Consider the following 18794-nt stretch of genomic DNA (forward strand, 5'->3'; position numbering starts at 1 on the left):
GAAATTGAAAGTTAAGACAGTTGTGTTTTATTGCTATTAGATTACTCGGAGCAAAAAAATAATCATATGAAGCGTAAATCATTATTTATGGCAATTATTATCAGTGGGGGCCTGCTGGCCTGCAACGATACTCCTCAGTCATCTGCTTCCAAAGAGACAGAAAAAAAGGGAAGTAAAGAACTAACAGAGACGATAGGCAAGGCAAAACCCAATATCGTAAATGGCATCATGACTCCCGAAGTGCTTTACAGCTTCGGACGGATAGGAAATGTGGAGGTGTCACCCGACAAGTCGAATATCCTTTATCAGGTGACTTATGTGAGTATTCCACAAAATAAAACCAATTCAGAACTGTTCACTATGAAAAGTGACGGTTCTGATAAGAAGCAACTCACCATCACCAGTACGCAGGAAAGTAATCCCCAATGGATCGCAGATGGGAAAAAGATCGCTTTTTTAAGCGATGAAACCGGTTCTTCGCAAATTTGGACTATCAATCCCGATGGGGGAGGAATGAAGCAGATATCCAATGTAGAAGGGGGAATAGATGGATTTAAATATTCCCCCGACGGGAAAAAAGTGTTGTTTATCAGGAGTGTCAAAACAGTGGAGACCGCAACCGAAAAATATACCGATCTGCCCAATGCATCGGGTAGGATAGTGGACGATCTTATGTATAAACATTGGGACACATGGGTGGAAAATATACCTCATCCCTTTGTGGCTGACCTCTCGGGTAATAAGTTGACGAATATCAAAGATCTTCTGGATGGGGAACCCTATGAAGCACCGATGTTGCCGTTTGGAGGGATGGAACAGCTTGCTTGGAGTCCGGACGGTAAGACTGTTGCCTATACTTCCCGAAAAAAGACCGGAAAAGAGTATGCTGTTTCCACTAATTCTGATATCTATTTCTATGATATAGAAACCCGCCAAACCAAAAATATGACCGAAGGAATGATGGGATACGATGTGAATCCACAGTTCTCACCCGACGGGAAATATCTTGCCTGGCAGAGTATGGAGCGTGACGGGTATGAAGCAGACAAAAATCGGTTATTCGTGATGGATTTGGAGACAGGGGAGAAAATATACGTCACGGAGCAGTTCGATTACAATACCGATGATTTTATATGGAGCAGTGACAACCGCACTATTTATATGGTGGTGTCTGTAAAGGGTACTACCCGGTTACACTCTGCAGATATCGTTACTAAAAAGATCACACCTATAACTGAGGGGAAGTTCGATTATGTCTCTATTGCCTTGGGAAATGGTAAATTGATCGCCAAACGACAGTCTTTATCACAACCTACGGAGATATACAGTGTGGATATAGCCTCCGGAGAAGCCGTTGAAATATCACTTGAAAATAAAGAAATACTCGATCAGCTGAAGATGGGAGAGGTGGAAGAACGCTGGATCGCTACTACCGACGGGAAGGAAATGCTTACCTGGGTAGTCTATCCTCCCGATTTTGATCCTACGAAGAAGTATCCCGCACTGTTGTATTGTCAGGGTGGTCCGCAGAGCATGGTCAGCCAGTTTTGGTCGTATCGCTGGAATCTGCAGATGATGGCCGCCAACGGTTATATCGTAGTAGCACCCAACCGCCGTGGATTACCCGGCTTTGGGCAGGAGTGGCTGGAACAAATTAGTGGCGATTATGGCGGGCAAAATATGAAGGATTACCTTGCCGCCATCGATGCAATGGCCAAAGAACCTTATGTGGATGAAAATCGGCTCGGTTGTACCGGTGCCAGTTATGGAGGTTTTTCCACCTATTGGCTTGCCGGAAACCATGACGGACGTTTTAAAGCTTTTTTCTCCCATGCCGGCATATTCAATCTGGAAGCGCAATACCTCGAAACAGAGGAGATGTTTTTTGCCAATTGGGATATGGGCGGCCCGTTTTGGGATAAGTCAAATGGTATTGCACAAAAGACCTATGCAACATCTCCCCATAAGTTTGTAGATAAATGGGATACGCCGATTATGATTTCCCATGGTGAGCACGACTACCGTATTCTGGCGTCGCAGGGCATGATGGCGTTTAATGCCGCACAGCTGAGGGGTATCCCGTCGAGGATGCTCATCTTTCCCGACGAAAACCACTGGATCAGTAAGCCGCAGAATGGAGTCCTGTTCCAACGCGAGTTCTTCCGTTGGTTCGATGAATGGTTGAAATAATGGAGCCTTGAAAAGATATCGGCTAGAGAGGAATTGATTTCTCCACTTCCGGGGGAACAACCGATTTATTCCCGTCACGGGTCGCCCGGTAATGTGGAGTGATCAACTCTATACCGGCTTCCCTGAATATATCCTGGATATTTTGGTGCAGTTGGGAGTAAATTACCGCCTGTTTTTCCGGATTTTTAGTGTAGGCATTTAGCTGGTAGGAGGCCGCAAAATCGTTTAACGCAGTTTGGAGTACAAACGGTTGGGGTTTTGAGAGTAACAGGTCTGTTTTGAGAGCCGCATCTATCAATAACTGGTTAACTTGGCGCCATGGTACTTCATATCCCATCGTAACAGATGTATTGACGATTAGTCCTTCATTCTGTCCCGTGGATGTTGAACTGTAATTTATCACATTCGACGATAATATAGTGGAGTTGGGAACAGTGACGATCTCGTTTTTTGTGGTTCGTATACGAACCACAAAGGGAGATTTTTCGGTTACGTCTCCAGTCACATCGCCGATTTTTATACGATCACCAATAATGAAAGGGCGCATATATGTGATCACCATTCCGGCCACAAGATTACCGATCACGCTGGTTGACCCGAGTGTGAAAATTACACCCATAAATACCGAAACCCCCTGGAAAACGCCTGAATCAGAGCCAGGCAACAAAGGGAATATCAGGATTAGCATAAAAGCATAGAGAAATATCCGTAGAATGTTGAATGTCGCCTTTGCCCAATCAGCATAAAAGCCTGGAATAATGAGTTTTTCCGCACTGATCTCTCGGAATATGTAGCGGAAAAATCTGACAACATAACGCATGATTAATACAATCACAATGATTTTGAAGAGGTTAGGCAAATACAATACGAACCCTTTCCAGGTTGAAGCCAAGGGGGAGAATATCCACCCGAACAGGGTTTCTGCCAGGCGTTGAGTTTGGGGAAATATACTGAATAGCAAGGGAATGGCGAGATAAAATAGAATAATGTAGATCAGGTAACGGATTATTTTCGAGACGAACAGTGCCACTTTTACTTCCCTGTCCGAATCCATAACCTCCAGATTACGGATCCTGATGCCGGGAAACCATTTATCTTTTTTTGACACTAATTTTTTGTCGATCACACGCCGGAACAAAAGGCCTACCCCTTTTACAGCCCCGAATAATATCAATATGACGAACAAGCTTAATCCGGACATTTTCAGGATATTCAAGAGGCTGATACTCTTTTTATATACGCCAATAGCCTCTATGATCTTTTCCTTGTAAGCCTCTGCCAGAGCATTACGGGGAGTATCCATCCACAACGCATCCATATCGGTTATACTAGATAGTATAGTTTCCCGGTATAATATATCTGAGGTCGAACCGCTCTCGACAACAATCAACGAATCGCTTTTCAGTGAGAACATTTTCGCCGCACGGAAGATTTTTTCAGAATTGGATGCCGCCCGTTCGTTCGGCGAAAAAGAGCCGAGGTTCGTATAAATCAGGTATAAAGTATCCCCTTTCAGGACAACCGGAGCACCGGCAGCTTGCCGTTTCATGGAGTCTATCTGTTCGCGCTGCGCTACTCGCCGAATGGAATCGGTTTTTCTCAATTCGTTCAACTGTTTCTCAATCAATCGTCGTTGGCGAAGATCACTGGATTGTAGTGCTTCAAGTTGTTCATTAAGCAGTTCTTCCTTCATGGAACTGGTTTGATTTTCTTGGGTCGAACTGACTATCAGCTCAATTGTGGAACTATTGTCGATAACTTTTAAGGTATCAGCTTGTGGATTTACCGCTATTAAACTGTCTTTTGAGATCGCCCTCAGGGAATCTGCTTGGATGACTTGCGTGGTATCACTTTGAGCATTTACCGCTACAACGGGTAAAAATATGGATAAGATAAATGTAATCAGTTTCATAGTCAGCTTTGTAAAAACAGAATAAGTTTTTTTGCTCAAAAATAAATTTTCCGGCGGCCAAATATAAACAAAATTACTATCCGACAGCTTATATAAGCTGAAGAATCTGCAAGTCGCCCCCACAGATGTTGGAAAAGTTAGCAGTTAGTTTAATTCAACTGTACTGTTGTTGCCATTTTCACTGTATTTTCTGATAACGGTTACAATCTTGAAAAAATACAATTAAGATTTGCCAAAAGTTGCCAGCTATAAATTCGGTGAACACTTGAAAGACCCTGGCAACTCCCTCTTTTTCTCCACAATACAGGGCGGTATGGCTTGCCAGTCCACCCCTTTCATTGTATTTAGAGTTAAATCTTTTCCCTGTTCTTCACCCTTACATATCCCCTCCAATCGCTGAATCCGGCTCTGGCAATAAGGTCAAGTTCCGGAACGCCCGCATTTTTTGAATCCGCTTGCAGCCGCTCCAGCTCTTCCATGCGGTAACGATTGATGAAACGGCTGAAATTCATGCCGTATGTGCGGTTGATAAGCCGCGAGAGCGAGGTACGGTTTGTACCCAGGTCTGTTGTCATGTCTGTAATCTTCAGCTTAGGTTTCAAATAGGGTTTTGCTCTACGCATATAGCTTTCCAGACGGCGGATATCTTCACGGGTAATCGGCACCAATGACGGGCAAGGGGCATCTTCCGGTTGCTGTTCCCCGCACGGCTCGGTTGCGATCACCACAAAGTTATCAAGGAGTATATTGTGTGTAAGCATCACATCCCTGAAGATGAAGAAGAACAGCGGAATGATGATAACGGGAGTGGAGGTCAGGGTTTTATTGGAAAAAAGCACCAATGTAGCAGCCAACAGAGCCATGCCCAGCAGGGGATAAAGTATTTTATAGAGCCATGAAAGGGACATCCGCCCTTCATCTGCCGAGTAGTTGATCACAGCGCGGCTAAAATGTCTTGCCCTGATAATAGTGATAACCGTATAAACAATCAGAAATAGTGAAAACAGGAGCGGTTTTGATGTCGAGAACCACGAATAAGCCTCGTAACCATCAACAATTTCACCTTTTGATTCAACGAGAAAACGTTGAATGCCAAACGGGACAAACAGCGACCACACCAGATAAATCAACGCTATCAGCGTTGGTAAACCATAGTGCCACAGGGAGAATTTCTCACCCGCATCAGTTTTGGTTATCTCATAAATAAATCGGTAGTACAACACATTTACACCCATAAACAACCACATGATTGGTACTTGGAGTATCACATATAACGTTGGAGCGGCAATGTACAGCACGATTGCACCCCAACCCAACGCGGACGCAGCGAAAGCTGCCACGGCAAGGATGACCGGCTTGCTTCCCAGCTGCGATTCACCCCTGCGCCAAAGCCTGAGCAGCAGCAACATGCAGATAATCGCCGTTTGTATCGGCAACATGAAGGGCAATGTGTTATGTATCTGCTGTAAGTCTATCATCCGTTAATTATCATTACTCCCGGCTTCTTCTGCCTGCCTGCCGAATTGCCGTTTCGCCCGCAGGTAGTTGCGTAGCGTTCCGAAACCGGTTTGCGAAATCAGCTCACGGGGAGTTTTACCGCTGTTTTTTTGCAAACCCAGCAGACGGTTCATCTCGCGCAGGCGGCAAAGGTTGATGTAGGAGCTGAAATTCATTTTATACGCCTTGTTCACGAACTCGGAGATATAGGTGCGGTTGCTGTCGAGCATCTTAGCCACATCGTTAATCGTCAGATTGGGATTTAGATATGGCTTATGACGGCGCATGAAGTTATTGAACATTTTTTTGTTGAAGCCGGGTGGAAGGCTGTTTTTTAAATCCTTGTTACTTTTTTTCGGAATCTCATTTTTAGTGGAAACTGTATTTTGTTCGCTAATATCGACCTTGCCGCTCTCCTCTTCTACATCGGAATTTATGTTCATTCTCTGTTCCGATGTCTCATCAAAAAACGAATGACTTAGAGCATCCAATGATATATGGTGACGTATTACCGCGTATGTAAAAGGAATGTTCGCTTTAAGTGCCAGCAATATGCAAATCATAAGCAATGATGTCGTAAGTATCCCCGGAGTTTGTCCGCCGATGAGCGGGAAAAACACGAACACGACCGGAAACAGGAAAACCTCAGTCACGTATAGGGTCGCCTGTAATAAGTTAATCGAGTAAGATTTGCCTTGCGCGGCCATCTTTTCCATCTGGTATCGCTGCATCCCGGCGAGCGGGAGCAACGAATAGACAATCCCGAATAGCAGTGCCGCAATCAACGATGCATGAACTCCCTCCTGAATCCACACTTCGGGGAACAACAATTTAATAACCGTCAATACAACAAAAAGTAGTGACGGTATTATATAGTGCAGTGTACTGAATCGCACTCCCGGTTTGGTGGCATAGTGAAAGAAATGGTAGAAGATCACCATCGAAAAAATAGCAGAAACGGGGAGTAAAATATCAAACAGCGTAAACAGGTCGGGTATATAATAGTATGCCAGAAGAGCAAAACTTGAGACTGAGGCCGAAAAGCAATAGCTCCCCATTATTTTACGCAACAAGGCATCGGCCTTTCTCATTTTCATGGAGCTGTTTACAACTACCATCAAGAAGAAAGTGATAAAAATACCGAGCGGTAAAGCCAGGATAAAAGCCCTTATAATCTCAAAAATATTCAAATTATACAGACAAAAATAGCAATAGTTTTGAAATATTCAATACAAAATATGTAATATGTTGATTTATGTATGTATAGTACTTGTAATAAGTATTATGACCATATAAATGTCTTGATGAAAATGTCCGGAATGTACACTTTTGTACAGGATCGTCAAAAATCAGATTTACCGCGCATCAGATATGTACCTTTTTGTCGCAAAGGTATAAAATAATAGTTTTATTTTGCGGTCAAAATAGTTTTACCCGGACGACCGCAATATGTATGAGTGGAAGATGTGAGATAAGTGCGCATTTGGTGTGCAATATATTTGGTGGAATCGAAATTTCCGTCACACACAATGCCTCACGCGTCAGGTTAAGCAATTGCGATTATATTTCAAAGAGTTACGCCTTACGTATAAAGCAAAATATCTCCAAAAACAACGTGGAAATCAACCGCCTTTACTCTCTCGTGGATGAATACCGTACCGAGATAGCAGCCGGGCGTATGCCCGTCCATGTGGACGGCTACTGCGCTTCGTCCGACAGCCGTGAGGACAACCTTAAAACGGCGGTGGTACGTTCCAACCGTGTCAAATCGGAGCTGATAACCCACAAAGGGCTGTTGGAAGAACATTTTATCACGAAAAACCATGCTGCGGCTTACGACGGACACAAGGATATGGTAGTAGTAACGTTGCGTATTCCGGCACAGAAAGAACCGAAAGCCGAAATAAAGCCGGAACCCGTGCGTGAAGAACCCCACCACGAGGAACCGCCGGTAGCTGAACAAAAAACGGAGCCTGTCGTGGAAGAACAATCCGAACCGTGGGTTATCGCAACGGCACCCATTGCACTGATCAAGCCCTACAGCTTCGCCGTGCGCACAAACCTGATGTACGATGCCATGCTGCTGCCGACGCTCGGCATTGAGTGGCGCATAAACCCAAGCATAGGCGTCAAGGTGGACGGCTCGCGCAGTTGGTGGAGCGATGAGCACGGCAAAGTGCAGAAGATATGGCTCGTAAATCCCGAATTGCGTTGGTATCTGCTCGACGCAAAACGTTTTTATGTGGGTGCATCAGCTAATTTCGGCGAGTACAACGTACAGAAATTCCTTATCGGTAATATGTTTGACAAAGACACCGGTTATCAGGGCAAACTTTGGGGTGCAGGGCTGGCGGTAGGTTATCAGCTTTATCTGAGCCACAGTTTCTCTTTGGACTTCAATCTCGGTCTGGGTTACACCAACCTCAAATACGACAGCTTCACCATCTCCAATGGAACCCGCGTGTATAAGGACAGGGGCAAGAGCAAAGACTTTTGGGGACCAACCGGGGCGGGCATAAACCTCGTTTGGACGATAGGCGGATGCAGGTAGAAAACGATAAAAAAGAATATAAAAAAATATGAGGACACAAAAATCATTGATAACGGCAATCGGGGCGGCGGTATTGCTAACCGCCTGCGACGTGAAAGACCCTATCTACGAAACGGCGCATCCCGACAAGGCAAGGGTAACGCTTACTGCGGACTGGATGGATATGGACCCAAATTTAACCAAACCCACAAAATATACGGCGGTTATAAACGGAGCAGAACACGCAGATATACCAACGGCTCCTGAAAGCCACACTTTCCCCGACATGGATTCGGGAAACTGCATAGCATACCTCTTTAACGAGGCAGAAGGAATCAGCATCAGCGGAACCACCGCCACGGCTACTTACGCCTCCATACCGATTGGCTGGCTGTTTACCGGGAAACTGGCAGAAACCGTAGATGCGGACAAGGATTATGTATTTACCGTACCGATGAAACAGCAGGTGCGCCAACTAACGCTGGTTATCACTCCCGAAGGCGGTTCGACAGACAGGATAGAGACCATCACAGCCAACCTTTCGGGCGTAGCAGGAACGCTGGATATCGACAATGACACGCACGGCTCGCCCTCCGACGCACCGCTGACCTTTACCAAAGGCAACGACGAAAAATGGTCGGCTACGGTGCGACTGTTAGGTGTAATGGATTCGGAGCAAAAACTGACGGCTATAATTTCTTTTACGGACGGCAATCCGGCCGACCAAACCCTCGACAGCGACCTGACCACGATGCTGACGAATTTCAACGCCGACAAGAAAACACCGCTCACCCTAAGCTCAACTGTGGTGGAAACTCCCGGCGGACTGGAATTGACGGGCACCATCAGCGACTGGATATTGGGCAACGTGGAGTCAGGCAATGCGGAATAAAAAAGACAAATTAAACAATATAAATATTATCAATAAAAAGAAAGAAAGTATGAAAACGAAACTATTATCAGTACTGGCTATTACAGCCATTTTATTTGCATCATGTAGCAGCGATGACAACGACTTAAACAATGAAGCTCCGGAGTTACGCATCTCCAGCGGAGTGAGCTCTCTGCTTAAAAGTGCTGCCGACACACAGGAAAATACAATAGCAAGCGGAGAAACCGTAAACCTGTGGGTAGATGATGCCACAACAGCGGATGCCCTATATAAAGCCAACCAGCTTACAGCCAATGGAAGCAACGGTTTTGCAGGAGGCAATCCCATGTATTTTCCGCAAACGGGAAATAATGTGGATATCTACGCTATTCATGGTAAAATTGCTACCCCATTTGCAAACGGTGATGCGTTCCCGACCAGTGCTGTAGCCTATTCGGTAGAAACCGATCAAAGTGTATTTGGCGGAGTAAAATTCACCAATTCCGATTTGCTTTACGCTTACTCGAAAAATGTAGCACGCAATGGCAATCCGACTACAGCATCGCTTACTTTTTATCATATGTTATCGAAGCTGGAAGTCGCTGTCAAAATTGGCAATGGAGTGCCTGTTTTGGCTCTGTCCGATGCCGTATCGTTGGGGAATAATAATATTATTGTAGATGGGGAATTCACTCCGTCCATCACTGCCACGATGACCAATCAGGCAGACCGTGCAGCTATGCTCGCTGCCGGTACGACTACAGCTACCATGCAATTAGGACAACTTACCTGTACCGATTTTACTACTGCCAATATTATTTATAACGAAGCTATTTTGGTTCCGCAAAATATGTCAGGTAAGGTACTTACTTTCAATTTAGCAAGCGGCGGAACGCTGAAATATACCATCCCGGCAGGTACGACTTTCGAGAGCGGGAAAAAATACCGGTACGAGATTACGCTCAACCTGACCGGATTGCAGGTTACTTCGACTATCGAGGATTGGGAGGCTGTAAACGTAGTAACAGGCAGTGCCGAAATGGATTAATCAATCACCAAGGCCATCCCGGACAACAGCGTTAAGTTCGGAGATACAACCCATCTAAATGGTGTACCGGTCCCTTTCGCAGGGGGCGGTGGCACAATCGAAAAAATAAACAATAATAAACAGATAAAGAAAATGGACAGACTAAAAATATTTCGAAATATGGCTGTGGCGCTGACATGTGCACTGCTGGCTTTCGCGTGCAACCACGAAGACGACAGCGGTCTATTGCCTGCCGGAGAATCCCCGATGACATTCAGCACATCGGTCGAGCAACAGCTTGCCCGCTCTTCTTCCTCAAATTCGTGGGATGGCGGAGAAGAAGTAGCCATACATACAGGCGGTATGGTAAAGAAGTACATTGCCGCCACTGATGGAAAACTGTCCGTAGCAAGTGGTGTAGAACCATTCTATTGGCAAGACCAATCCGAAATAAAGATCGTGCAAGGATGGTATCCGTATAGTGCCACAGTACCAACCTCGTGGGTGGTAAAAACTGATCAGAATACAGGGAACAGCTATCAAGAGAGCGACTTGCTGTTTACACCTCCTACCGGTATTGCTTTTTCGGGCAGAGAAAGCACTCCTTTAAAATTCTATCACCAAACGGCAAAGGTGGTTATCAATATAGTAAATGCCGAAGCTGCTACAAATGCCGGTGATATAGCGGGTGTTAAGATAGGTGATGCCAATAACCTTGCCCTTTCAAGTAGCTACACATCACCCACAGGCAATGCTACCCAGGGCACATGGAGCAATTTAAGCGCATACGCGAACCTCACCCCAAAAACACTTAGCCCCACAGGTACTTACCTGAAAAGCTATGCTGCCCTTGTCATCCCGCAGGATATGACGGGTAAGAAATTCATCGCCGTTGCGTTAACTAATGGTAATACCTATTATTATACACCAATAGGAACCGATGCCGTACTCCAAGGCGGCAAAGCACACACCTACAACATTACGGTAAACCGTACAGGCATCACCGTTAGTGTGGGTGATATCACCGACTGGACAGGAACAGGAACGACCGATCCCACCATCGAGGGAGGAGCAGGGGCATGGAAAGTAGGCGACTATTATCCCGACCCGAATGCTGTTTATGCGGGTGGTACATTGCAGTCGGGTACGGCGGCTATTGGCGTAGTCTACTGGATAGACCCATCGGACAGCCGCCACGGCAAGGTGCTGGGACTGAAAGAAACAATAGGACGCTGGGGTGTATATCTCAAAGATGAAAGTGTAGACGTAACAGGTATCCGTAGCACCACAGACGGTAAAACTGCCACCCGCAACCTGATAGCAGCACGTAAAGGAGAAACGAATTTTACGACTGACTATTTCATTTTCAACTGGATATACCAAACCATGAATAGTGGTATTGTTGACGGCGTATGGTATCTGCCAGCCATGGATGAGTTGTCTGTCCTGTACAGTGCTTATAATACGTATGGAAAAAGCGATTTCAACGATAGGTTGAATGCCGTCGGGGGTGACGGTTTAGGCGACTATTATTACTGGTCTTCGTCGGAGAATGATAGCACCAGCGCGTGGGGTGTCTTTTTCGGCGGTGGCAATACCTACTTCGGCAATAAGGGCTTTAGTGGCAATAGCACGAGGTGTATTTTAGCTTTTTAGTTTGGTTATTTAAATCTGAAAAAACTGTCATCCCGAACGTCAGCAAGACGGAGGAGTCTACCGAATACAAATATATGGAGATACCTCACTTCGTTTCGGGATGACAAGAGAGACGAGAAGAATAAAAAATAGACAATGATATAACATGAAAAGAAGAATCTTATTCCTGCTTTTACCGGCGATGCTGCTGACAGGATGCAACAAAGACGAATTGGGCAGCGATCCCGATACTCCGGGAGGAACAGGCGATGCCATCCGCTTTGAAATAGGCTTTGCTCCGCAGGACGCAGCAGCAGGCATCCCTCAAAACAAAACCGTTACCGCCCCCGATTTTAAAACCACATGGGAGGTGGGCGATGCCATCGGCATCTACATCGTGAAAGGAAGTGGCGGCCTGCAAGCTTCGGGTAATTATGTAGATAATGTGAAGCTTACCAGGCAAGGTGATGGCACATGGGAGATAGATGGCGGCTCCCAAATTTATTATCCCAGCGATGTCAACTCGCTGAATTTCTACGCCTACTACCCTTACGATGAGTATATGACCAACCCCACCGCCTATACGTTCAGCGTGCAGGCAGACCAGTCGGGCAATGGTTACAGCAAGAGCGACCTGATGACAGCTAAAACTGAGAATGTGTCTGAAAGCAGAAATGCCGTACAGCTGCAATTCAAGCACGCCCTTTCGCTGGTGCAGGTGGAGGTGAAGCGGGAGGTGAACGTGCCGCACTTCGATGGAGATTTTACCGTTACACTGACGGAAGCGAAACCCGCAACACAGCTCGGCTGGTCATCCGACCTGACGGGTGCAGGCACGCCGACCAATATCGTGATGCACAAAGTGGCGGGGATGACAAATACCTATCGTGCCCTTGTACCTGCGCAAACACTGGGGGTAGACAGCAAAGTGAGCTTTGTGCAAACCATCTCGGGCCAGGAGATAGACATGACCTACCCCGGCATCGCTTCCGCTGCACTGCCAGCTAAAGGCACGCGTAAATACAGCGTAACCCTGGGCTGGGGCATTGACCCCAATCATGCGTATGCCGTAGGCGATGCCTATCCGCACACAGGGCCAGCCGTGGGTATTGTCTACTGGCTCGACCCCGCAAGTGGCGGCAAGCACGGCAAGGCGGTGTGGTTGAAAGAGAAAAGTAATGTAAAGTGGGCGGATTCATATAGTACTATTAATATCACGGATATAGCAAACGGCCGGGCGAATATGAGAACCATACAGGGTTTGTCTGCGAATTTCTCAGGCTATCCTGTTTTTGCGTGGGTGCACAGTCTGAACGATGCCAATGAAGACTACGGCAATGCCAATGCCACGGGCGTGTGGTATCTGCCGGCCAGAGATGAGTTATCGGCTCTGTACAGCGCCTATGACACGTATGGGAAAAGCAATTTCAACGGCAGGCTGACAGCCGCCGGGGGTGACGGTTTAGGCAGCTATTGGTACTGGTCTTCGTCGGAGGATGACGCCTACCTCGCGTGGTATGTCAATTTCGACTTTGGCTTTACGCACTTCGGCCTTAAACTCAATGACATCAATATGGCGCGGTGTGTTTTAGCTTTCTAATAAACATAGGCTGCTTTCCCGACAAAGGGGTAGTCCGGCTACGATAATACCATCCCGGACAACGCGTTAAAGTTCGGAGACAGAAACCGACAACAAACGGTTCATCGGCCCCTTTCGCATGGGGCGGTGGCACAATAAAAATTAAAAATATATCAACGAAAATGAACAGATTATTGACCTTCAGAAACATTGCCACCCTGCTGTTGTGCAATTTGTTTCTTGCCTCGTGCAACAATGAAGACGACATCGGCTTATTGCCTGCCGGAGAATACCCGATGACATTCAGCACGTCAGTCGAGCAACAGCTTGCCCGCTCTTCTTCCTCAAATTCATGGGATGGCGGAGAGGAAGTAACTATACAGATAGGCAGTATGGTAAAGAAGTACATTGCCACTACCAACGGCAAGCTGACCGCGGCAAACGGTGTAGAACCATTCTATTGGCAAAGTCAATCCGAAACAAAGACCGTGCAAGGATGGTATCCGTATAGTGGCACAACACCAACTTCGTGGGTCGTAAAATCGAACCAGAACACAGGTATAGGATATCAAGCGAGCGATTTGCTGTTTGCTCCTCCCATCCAAATTACTTTTGCAGGCAGAGAAAGCACCCCTTTGAAATTCTACCACCAAACGGCAAAGGTGGTTATCAATATCGTCAAAGCCGAAGCGGCTACAAATGTTGGTGATATAGCAAGTGTTAGGATAGGTGGCGCCCAGAACTTTGCTCTGTCGGGAAATTATGCTGCGCCCACAGGCAATGCTACCCAAGGCACATGGAGCAATTTAAGCACATACGTAGCAAACTTCATCCCAAAAGAACTTACGCCCACAGGTACTGACCTGAAAAGCTATGCCGCCCTTGTCATCCCGCAGAATATGAAAGACAAAAAGTTTATCGCCGTCACACACAACAATGGCAACACCTATTATTATACCCCAACAGGAACGGATGGCGTACTCCAAGGCGGCAAAGTACACACCTACAACATCACCATAAAGAACGGCTACTTGGATGTGGATGCCGTGACGGGTGGACAATGGACGAATGGTGGACAACAAGCTATAACAAGTTGGACTTCCTATACCGCCACCGACCTGAAACCCGGCGATTATTACTACAGCGACGGCACATGGAGCGATAGCGGTCTGCGCCGTATGTATGCCGATGGCACAGGCTGGGGAGCGGGAACCGTATCCCCTGTTGGTGGCAAAATCGTTGTAGGTGTCGTGTTCTGGGTGGGCGACCCTACCGAGGGAAATCATTACAATGGTACAAACTTCACTGACTTTGGAGACCCTGCCTTGAAAACCGAAAAGCCACAGTGTACTCATGGTCTGGTGGTGGCATTACAGGATGCGTCAAATTCCATGAAGTGGCAAAATACAGGCTCAGCTGTCGGTAACGGTGGTAATGCCTTTTACCAAAGTATTACCACAAACGCAGGAGCAGGCGATGCCTTGAATAAGCTTCGGGGGTATAACAATACGCAGGCGATACGGGCATATAATGCTAATGACAGTAATACCGACAAAGTGCTCCCCGTGCAGGCTATAGATAATTGGGCTGCAAGCAATACCGCTCCCACAAACAGCAGTGGTTGGTATCTGCCTTCGGCAAAAGAGTTGACTCTGCTTTGCGGACGGGATGTGAATAATATTTGGTATAACAACTCGGGAGGAACAGGTATGCGTAATATTGTGAATGCTTCGCTGGACAAGATCGGCAGTCCGGCTACGTCAATAACATCTACCGAGTATTGGTCCAGTTCGGAGCATACTATTTCGAGCAATGCGTACGCCGTTAACTTCAATAATGGTTTAGTGTACAGCATCTTTAAGAACAATGATCGCCGGGTTCGTGCAGTTCATGCTTTTTAAATAGTAAAAGACAATATAAAAACAAAAAATATGAAACAGCCAAAACAAAAGTCTCTCTTCATGCTGCTTTTGTTAGTCGTGATAGGAATGTTAACAGCTTGCTCCGAAGATGATTTGGGAGGGAGCTTAGGTGACGACGGACAACAATTCAGCGTGAGCGTAACCGACGGCGGCTACACAACCGCACGGGAAGGCATACATACCAAAGCCGTAGAAAACAGCTACACAACCGAGTTTACTGCCGGCGACAAGATTGGAGTGTTTGCTATGAAGGGTGGAGCTATCCTCACCGAAGTAAACAACCTGTGCCTGACGGCCACCGATAATGGCGGAATACTGGAGTGGAAAGATGCAAGCGGTAACGCTCCCCTGAAATTCACCGGAGCTGCTTACTATGCCTACTATCCTTATCAGTCGACACCGACAGGGACGACGAATGCTTCGGCAAGTAATGCCGCCAACTTCTTTGCCAATATCATTACCAATTGGTCGCCCAATACCGATCAGGGCACGTATGCCAAATACACGGCACAAGACCTGATGGTGGCCGACGGTATTATCAGCGACAACGAACTTTCGTTTGCCCTGCAGCACCAAATGGCACTGGTGGTGATCGAGTTGCCGGGAACTAAATACGAGTTTAGCAATACCAATCCCTCTGTTTCCGATTACATAACCGACCCGCTCAATACCGGATTTGATAGTTACTCCCCTTGCCGTATGAAAGATGGCTGCTACCGCTATTTGGTAAATCCCAGCACAATATCAAACCTGACAGGCAGCCATACCAATGCTTCGGGTGCGGCCAAAGGATGGGAAATTAATCCGGCAGGTATTTCCTCGGGCAATTATAAACTCTTCAAAGTAGATGGCGGAATAGCAACTGTAATATCCAACTACAACCTGCAGCCTGGTGACTTTATGCTGAAAGACGGCACACTGCTGAGCAAAGACGAAACATTGACAGCCACCCAAAAAGCGAATTGCATGGGCATTGTGTTCTGGGTGGGCGACCCTACGAAGGGAAATCATAACAACGGAACAAACTTCACCGACTTTGGCGACCCTGCTCTGAGAAGTGAAAAACCACAGTGCACACACGGGCTGGTAGTGGCATTGCAGGATGCATCAAGTGCAACGCTGTGGCAAAACCCTGTAAGTGTCATCGGCAACGGAGGTAACGCCTCTTACCAAACCATTACCACAAACACAGGAGAAAACGATGCCTTGAATAAGCTTCGGGGGTATAACAATACGCAGGCGATACGGGCATATAATGCTAATGTCAGTAATATCGGCAATGTGCTCCCCGTGCAGTTCATAGACTCTTGGGCTGCAAGCAATACCGCTCCCACAAACAGCAGCGGCTGGTACTTACCATCAGGAAAAGAACTGTCTCTGCTTTGTGGACGGGATATGAATGATATTTGGGTTAACAAGTCGGGAGGTATAGATATGCACGATATCGTGAATACATCACTAAACAAAGTCGGCAGTCCGGCTACGATAATACCATCTGGGAATTACTGGTCAAGTTCGGAGCTCGTTCGCGATATGAACATCTACGCGTTCAGCGTGGACTTCGGTAATGGTGACGTAAACGCCCACCCTAAGGGCGACCGCTACTTTAGGGTGCGTTCTGTTTTGGCTTTTTAGCTTGGCTGTTTACCGTTTAAATAAAAGGCAGCATCTGTAGCAATAAAAATAAAGGCAACATCCGAAAAGCCTGAAGTAGAGTAGGAAACAACTAAAATTATGCTTTGAGAAAGGAGGAGATAAAGCAGGGAATGCTCAGTTCATTAAATTATTAACGTATTAAAAATTAATAGTAATGGAAAATAATAAAGACATAATTGAATTCTTTGAAAGCAGAAAAGGAAAAGCGTTAAATCGTTTAGGCAAAAGACCTGAAGAGTTGGAAGCAATTCTTATAGAGGAAGAGGCAAAAAAAGATGAAATAACAAATACCAGTGAAGAACTCTCCGGAGTCAGTTGGTATTATGCCTCTATTGATGTAAAAGTAATAATTTGTAGAGGAGATTTGTCTATAAATGTAGATTTTTCAGATAACGAAAAATGGAATTTCTCATGTAGTTTTTGGGCCGGTGGTGCAGCTGCATTTTCTGGAGCAGGTTATGCCGTTTTCCCGGACGGATTTCGTCCTAAACAAAATCAAGAACATTGCTGTCAATTTGCAGTAGTGGGTGTTACAGGGGGAGTTATGCAAGTAAACATGTGGCCTTCGGGAGGTGATATCCTGGGCACAATGGAGTTTGCTGTAGGTGGTATCGGTATTGCCGGAGGAGGTGGTACCGGTAAATGGACTAAAAGATGAAAAAGTCCTTTTGAGAGTATGAATTAAACTGTGTCAGTGAGAGTTAATATTAAATGAAATGTCGGACGGAGATAATCCGCCTATCGGACTTATCCTCTGTGGTAGCAAAGGAGTAAGCGACCGGCAGACTGTGCAAAAACTCGAAATAAGCACGCAATATTACGCATGATGCTTTGATATCTCATCTTTTTTTCGTATTTTTATTGTGTATTAAAATCATTCCCAAATGGATCATATCATAGGCACAGACCGTAATCAACTGCAATTCCTCTCGCTGGATCAAATGGTTCCGAAAGACTCTTGGGCCAGAGTCATTGATTTATTTGTAGATATATTACCACTGGAAGAGTTAGGCTTCAAGCATGCAAGAGTAGGAAAGGAAGGACGTCCCGCATATAACCCGTCAACACTTTTAAAACTTTATTTATACGGTTATAAGCATACAATCAGATCCTCCAGGAAACTTGCATACTCTTGTACCATAAATGTAGAACTATGGTGGTTGTTACATGGTCTAAGACCTTCATTCCGTACGATAGCCTATTTTCGAAAAGAAAATGCGGAGGCTTTTAAGTCGGTTTTCAGGAGATTTGTACTCATGTTGAAAGAACTGGAATTGATAGAAGGGGACACGGTCGCAATCGACTCATTTAAGATATTTGCTCAAAACAATTTGAAGCACAACTCCAATCAAAAAAGATAGATCGCCATATCGAGTACATTGACAAGAAAGTAGAGGAATATGAAACACAATTAAATGAATCTGATGCAGAGGACCGGAAGGAATTGTTAAAGAAGAAAATTGCAGAAAAATTATCCCACCGCAAGCGCTATGAACAACTTTCAGAAAAACTGACTGAAAGCGGGGAGAAACAAATCAGTATAATTACCCCCAAATCTTGGACAACAAGTATCATTAATAAATTGTATTATTTTTGTTGTCAAGAAGAAAAGGAAAACTTACAGTTCCGGGTTTAAAACCAAAGTTGTTTTAGAGGTGCTACAAGAGCGAGAAACAGTCCATGAGATCGCCCGGAAGTACGAGCTTCACCCGAGTCAGATCTCCACGTGGAAGAGCCAATTTGTATCTACCGCGAGTAGCGTTTTTGAAAAAGGCACTTCCAAAGCGGAGGATGATAAAGAGAAAGATGCCCTGTTCAAGAAAGTGGGGCAGCTTCAACTGGAGAATGACTTCTTAAAAAAAGTATTGGGGAAATAGCAAAAAAGGATCGGATGGCCAAGATTGACAAAACTCATAGTCTAAGCGTTTCACGCCAGTGCGAGTTGTTGAACGGTATCCCGCTTGTTAAGTGCGTA

General features: G+C 45.8%; 14 protein-coding genes. 11 read left to right on the forward strand and 3 right to left on the reverse strand.

Features of this window, described 5'->3' with window-relative positions; all coding sequences use genetic code 11:
• Positions 1-66: 66 nt before the first annotated feature.
• Positions 67-2190: a S9 family peptidase gene (locus B4G81_RS08015; protein ID WP_294081465.1), complete on the forward strand. Its 2124-nt coding sequence runs from the start codon at positions 67-69 to the stop codon at positions 2188-2190.
• A 22-nt stretch (positions 2191-2212) separates the two neighbouring features.
• On the opposite strand, the gene B4G81_RS08020 is transcribed toward B4G81_RS08015, so the two are convergent.
• The 3 genes from B4G81_RS08020 to B4G81_RS08030 all read right to left on the reverse strand — a co-directional run bounded on the left by B4G81_RS08020 (position 2213) and on the right by B4G81_RS08030 (position 6696).
• Positions 2213-4102, reverse strand: a complete 1890-nt coding sequence (locus tag B4G81_RS08020) for a mechanosensitive ion channel family protein (protein WP_294081466.1) — start codon at positions 4100-4102, stop codon at positions 2213-2215.
• Between the two features lie 350 nt (positions 4103-4452).
• Positions 4453-5541: a helix-turn-helix domain-containing protein gene (locus B4G81_RS08025; RefSeq protein ID WP_294081467.1), complete on the reverse strand. Its 1089-nt coding sequence runs from the start codon at positions 5539-5541 to the stop codon at positions 4453-4455.
• 42 nt (positions 5542-5583) lie between these two features.
• Positions 5584-6696 (reverse strand): hypothetical protein, encoded by a 1113-nt coding sequence (locus tag B4G81_RS08030; protein WP_294081468.1) that lies wholly within the window; start codon positions 6694-6696, stop codon positions 5584-5586.
• 356 nt (positions 6697-7052) lie between these two features.
• Between B4G81_RS08030 and B4G81_RS08035 the strand changes: the two genes are divergently transcribed.
• From B4G81_RS08035 to B4G81_RS08080, 10 genes are all read left to right on the forward strand, one after another.
• On the forward strand, positions 7053-8150 hold the full coding sequence (locus B4G81_RS08035; protein WP_294081469.1) for a DUF3575 domain-containing protein: 1098 nt from the start codon (positions 7053-7055) through the stop codon (positions 8148-8150).
• A 28-nt stretch (positions 8151-8178) separates the two neighbouring features.
• On the forward strand, positions 8179-9021 hold the full coding sequence (locus B4G81_RS08040; protein WP_294081470.1) for a FimB/Mfa2 family fimbrial subunit: 843 nt from the start codon (positions 8179-8181) through the stop codon (positions 9019-9021).
• Between the two features lie 49 nt (positions 9022-9070).
• The gene (locus B4G81_RS08045) at positions 9071-10048 is read left to right on the forward strand and encodes a fimbrillin family protein (protein WP_294081471.1); all 978 of its coding nucleotides are present in this window, start codon (positions 9071-9073) and stop codon (positions 10046-10048) included.
• Positions 10049-10180: 132 nt separating this feature from the next.
• Positions 10181-11683 (forward strand): fimbrillin family protein, encoded by a 1503-nt coding sequence (locus B4G81_RS08050; RefSeq protein ID WP_294081472.1) that lies wholly within the window; start codon positions 10181-10183, stop codon positions 11681-11683.
• Between the two features lie 145 nt (positions 11684-11828).
• A complete protein-coding gene (locus B4G81_RS08055; protein WP_294081473.1) occupies positions 11829-13262 on the forward strand; it encodes a fimbrillin family protein in 1434 nt (477 codons plus the stop codon).
• Positions 13263-13423: 161 nt separating this feature from the next.
• Positions 13424-15142, forward strand: coding sequence for a fimbrillin family protein (locus tag B4G81_RS08060; RefSeq protein ID WP_294081474.1), 1719 nt, complete (start codon positions 13424-13426; stop codon positions 15140-15142).
• Between the two features lie 30 nt (positions 15143-15172).
• The gene (locus B4G81_RS08065; protein WP_294081475.1) at positions 15173-16798 is read left to right on the forward strand and encodes a fimbrillin family protein; all 1626 of its coding nucleotides are present in this window, start codon (positions 15173-15175) and stop codon (positions 16796-16798) included.
• A 175-nt stretch (positions 16799-16973) separates the two neighbouring features.
• The gene (locus tag B4G81_RS08070; RefSeq protein ID WP_294081476.1) at positions 16974-17477 is read left to right on the forward strand and encodes a hypothetical protein; all 504 of its coding nucleotides are present in this window, start codon (positions 16974-16976) and stop codon (positions 17475-17477) included.
• A gap of 226 nt (positions 17478-17703) precedes the next feature.
• Positions 17704-18180, forward strand: coding sequence for a transposase (locus tag B4G81_RS08075; RefSeq protein ID WP_294081477.1), 477 nt, complete (start codon positions 17704-17706; stop codon positions 18178-18180).
• Positions 18181-18408: 228 nt separating this feature from the next.
• Positions 18409-18696: a transposase gene (locus B4G81_RS08080; RefSeq protein ID WP_294081481.1), complete on the forward strand. Its 288-nt coding sequence runs from the start codon at positions 18409-18411 to the stop codon at positions 18694-18696.
• Positions 18697-18794 lie beyond the last annotated feature (98 nt).

Source organism: Proteiniphilum sp. UBA5384 (genome assembly GCF_002410825.1).
Classification (GTDB): Bacteria; Bacteroidota; Bacteroidia; order Bacteroidales; family Dysgonomonadaceae; genus Proteiniphilum.

What these genes read in the sequence shown, in the direction of transcription:
- B4G81_RS08015 (WP_294081465.1), top strand. Translation starts at nt 67, where the DNA reads ATGAAGCGTAAATCATTATTTATGGCAATTATTATCAGTGGGGGCCTG.
- B4G81_RS08020 (WP_294081466.1), bottom strand. Translation starts at nt 4,102, where the DNA reads ATGAAACTGATTACATTTATCTTATCCATATTTTTACCCGTTGTAGCG.
- B4G81_RS08025 (WP_294081467.1), bottom strand. Translation starts at nt 5,541, where the DNA reads ATGTTGCCGATACAAACGGCGATTATCTGCATGTTGCTGCTGCTCAGG.
- B4G81_RS08030 (WP_294081468.1), bottom strand. Translation starts at nt 6,696, where the DNA reads ATGAAAATGAGAAAGGCCGATGCCTTGTTGCGTAAAATAATGGGGAGC.
- B4G81_RS08035 (WP_294081469.1), top strand. Translation starts at nt 7,053, where the DNA reads ATGAGTGGAAGATGTGAGATAAGTGCGCATTTGGTGTGCAATATATTT.
- B4G81_RS08040 (WP_294081470.1), top strand. Translation starts at nt 8,179, where the DNA reads ATGAGGACACAAAAATCATTGATAACGGCAATCGGGGCGGCGGTATTG.
- B4G81_RS08045 (WP_294081471.1), top strand. Translation starts at nt 9,071, where the DNA reads ATGAAAACGAAACTATTATCAGTACTGGCTATTACAGCCATTTTATTT.
- B4G81_RS08050 (WP_294081472.1), top strand. Translation starts at nt 10,181, where the DNA reads ATGGACAGACTAAAAATATTTCGAAATATGGCTGTGGCGCTGACATGT.
- B4G81_RS08055 (WP_294081473.1), top strand. Translation starts at nt 11,829, where the DNA reads ATGAAAAGAAGAATCTTATTCCTGCTTTTACCGGCGATGCTGCTGACA.
- B4G81_RS08060 (WP_294081474.1), top strand. Translation starts at nt 13,424, where the DNA reads ATGAACAGATTATTGACCTTCAGAAACATTGCCACCCTGCTGTTGTGC.
- B4G81_RS08065 (WP_294081475.1), top strand. Translation starts at nt 15,173, where the DNA reads ATGAAACAGCCAAAACAAAAGTCTCTCTTCATGCTGCTTTTGTTAGTC.
- B4G81_RS08070 (WP_294081476.1), top strand. Translation starts at nt 16,974, where the DNA reads ATGGAAAATAATAAAGACATAATTGAATTCTTTGAAAGCAGAAAAGGA.
- B4G81_RS08075 (WP_294081477.1), top strand. Translation starts at nt 17,704, where the DNA reads ATGGATCATATCATAGGCACAGACCGTAATCAACTGCAATTCCTCTCG.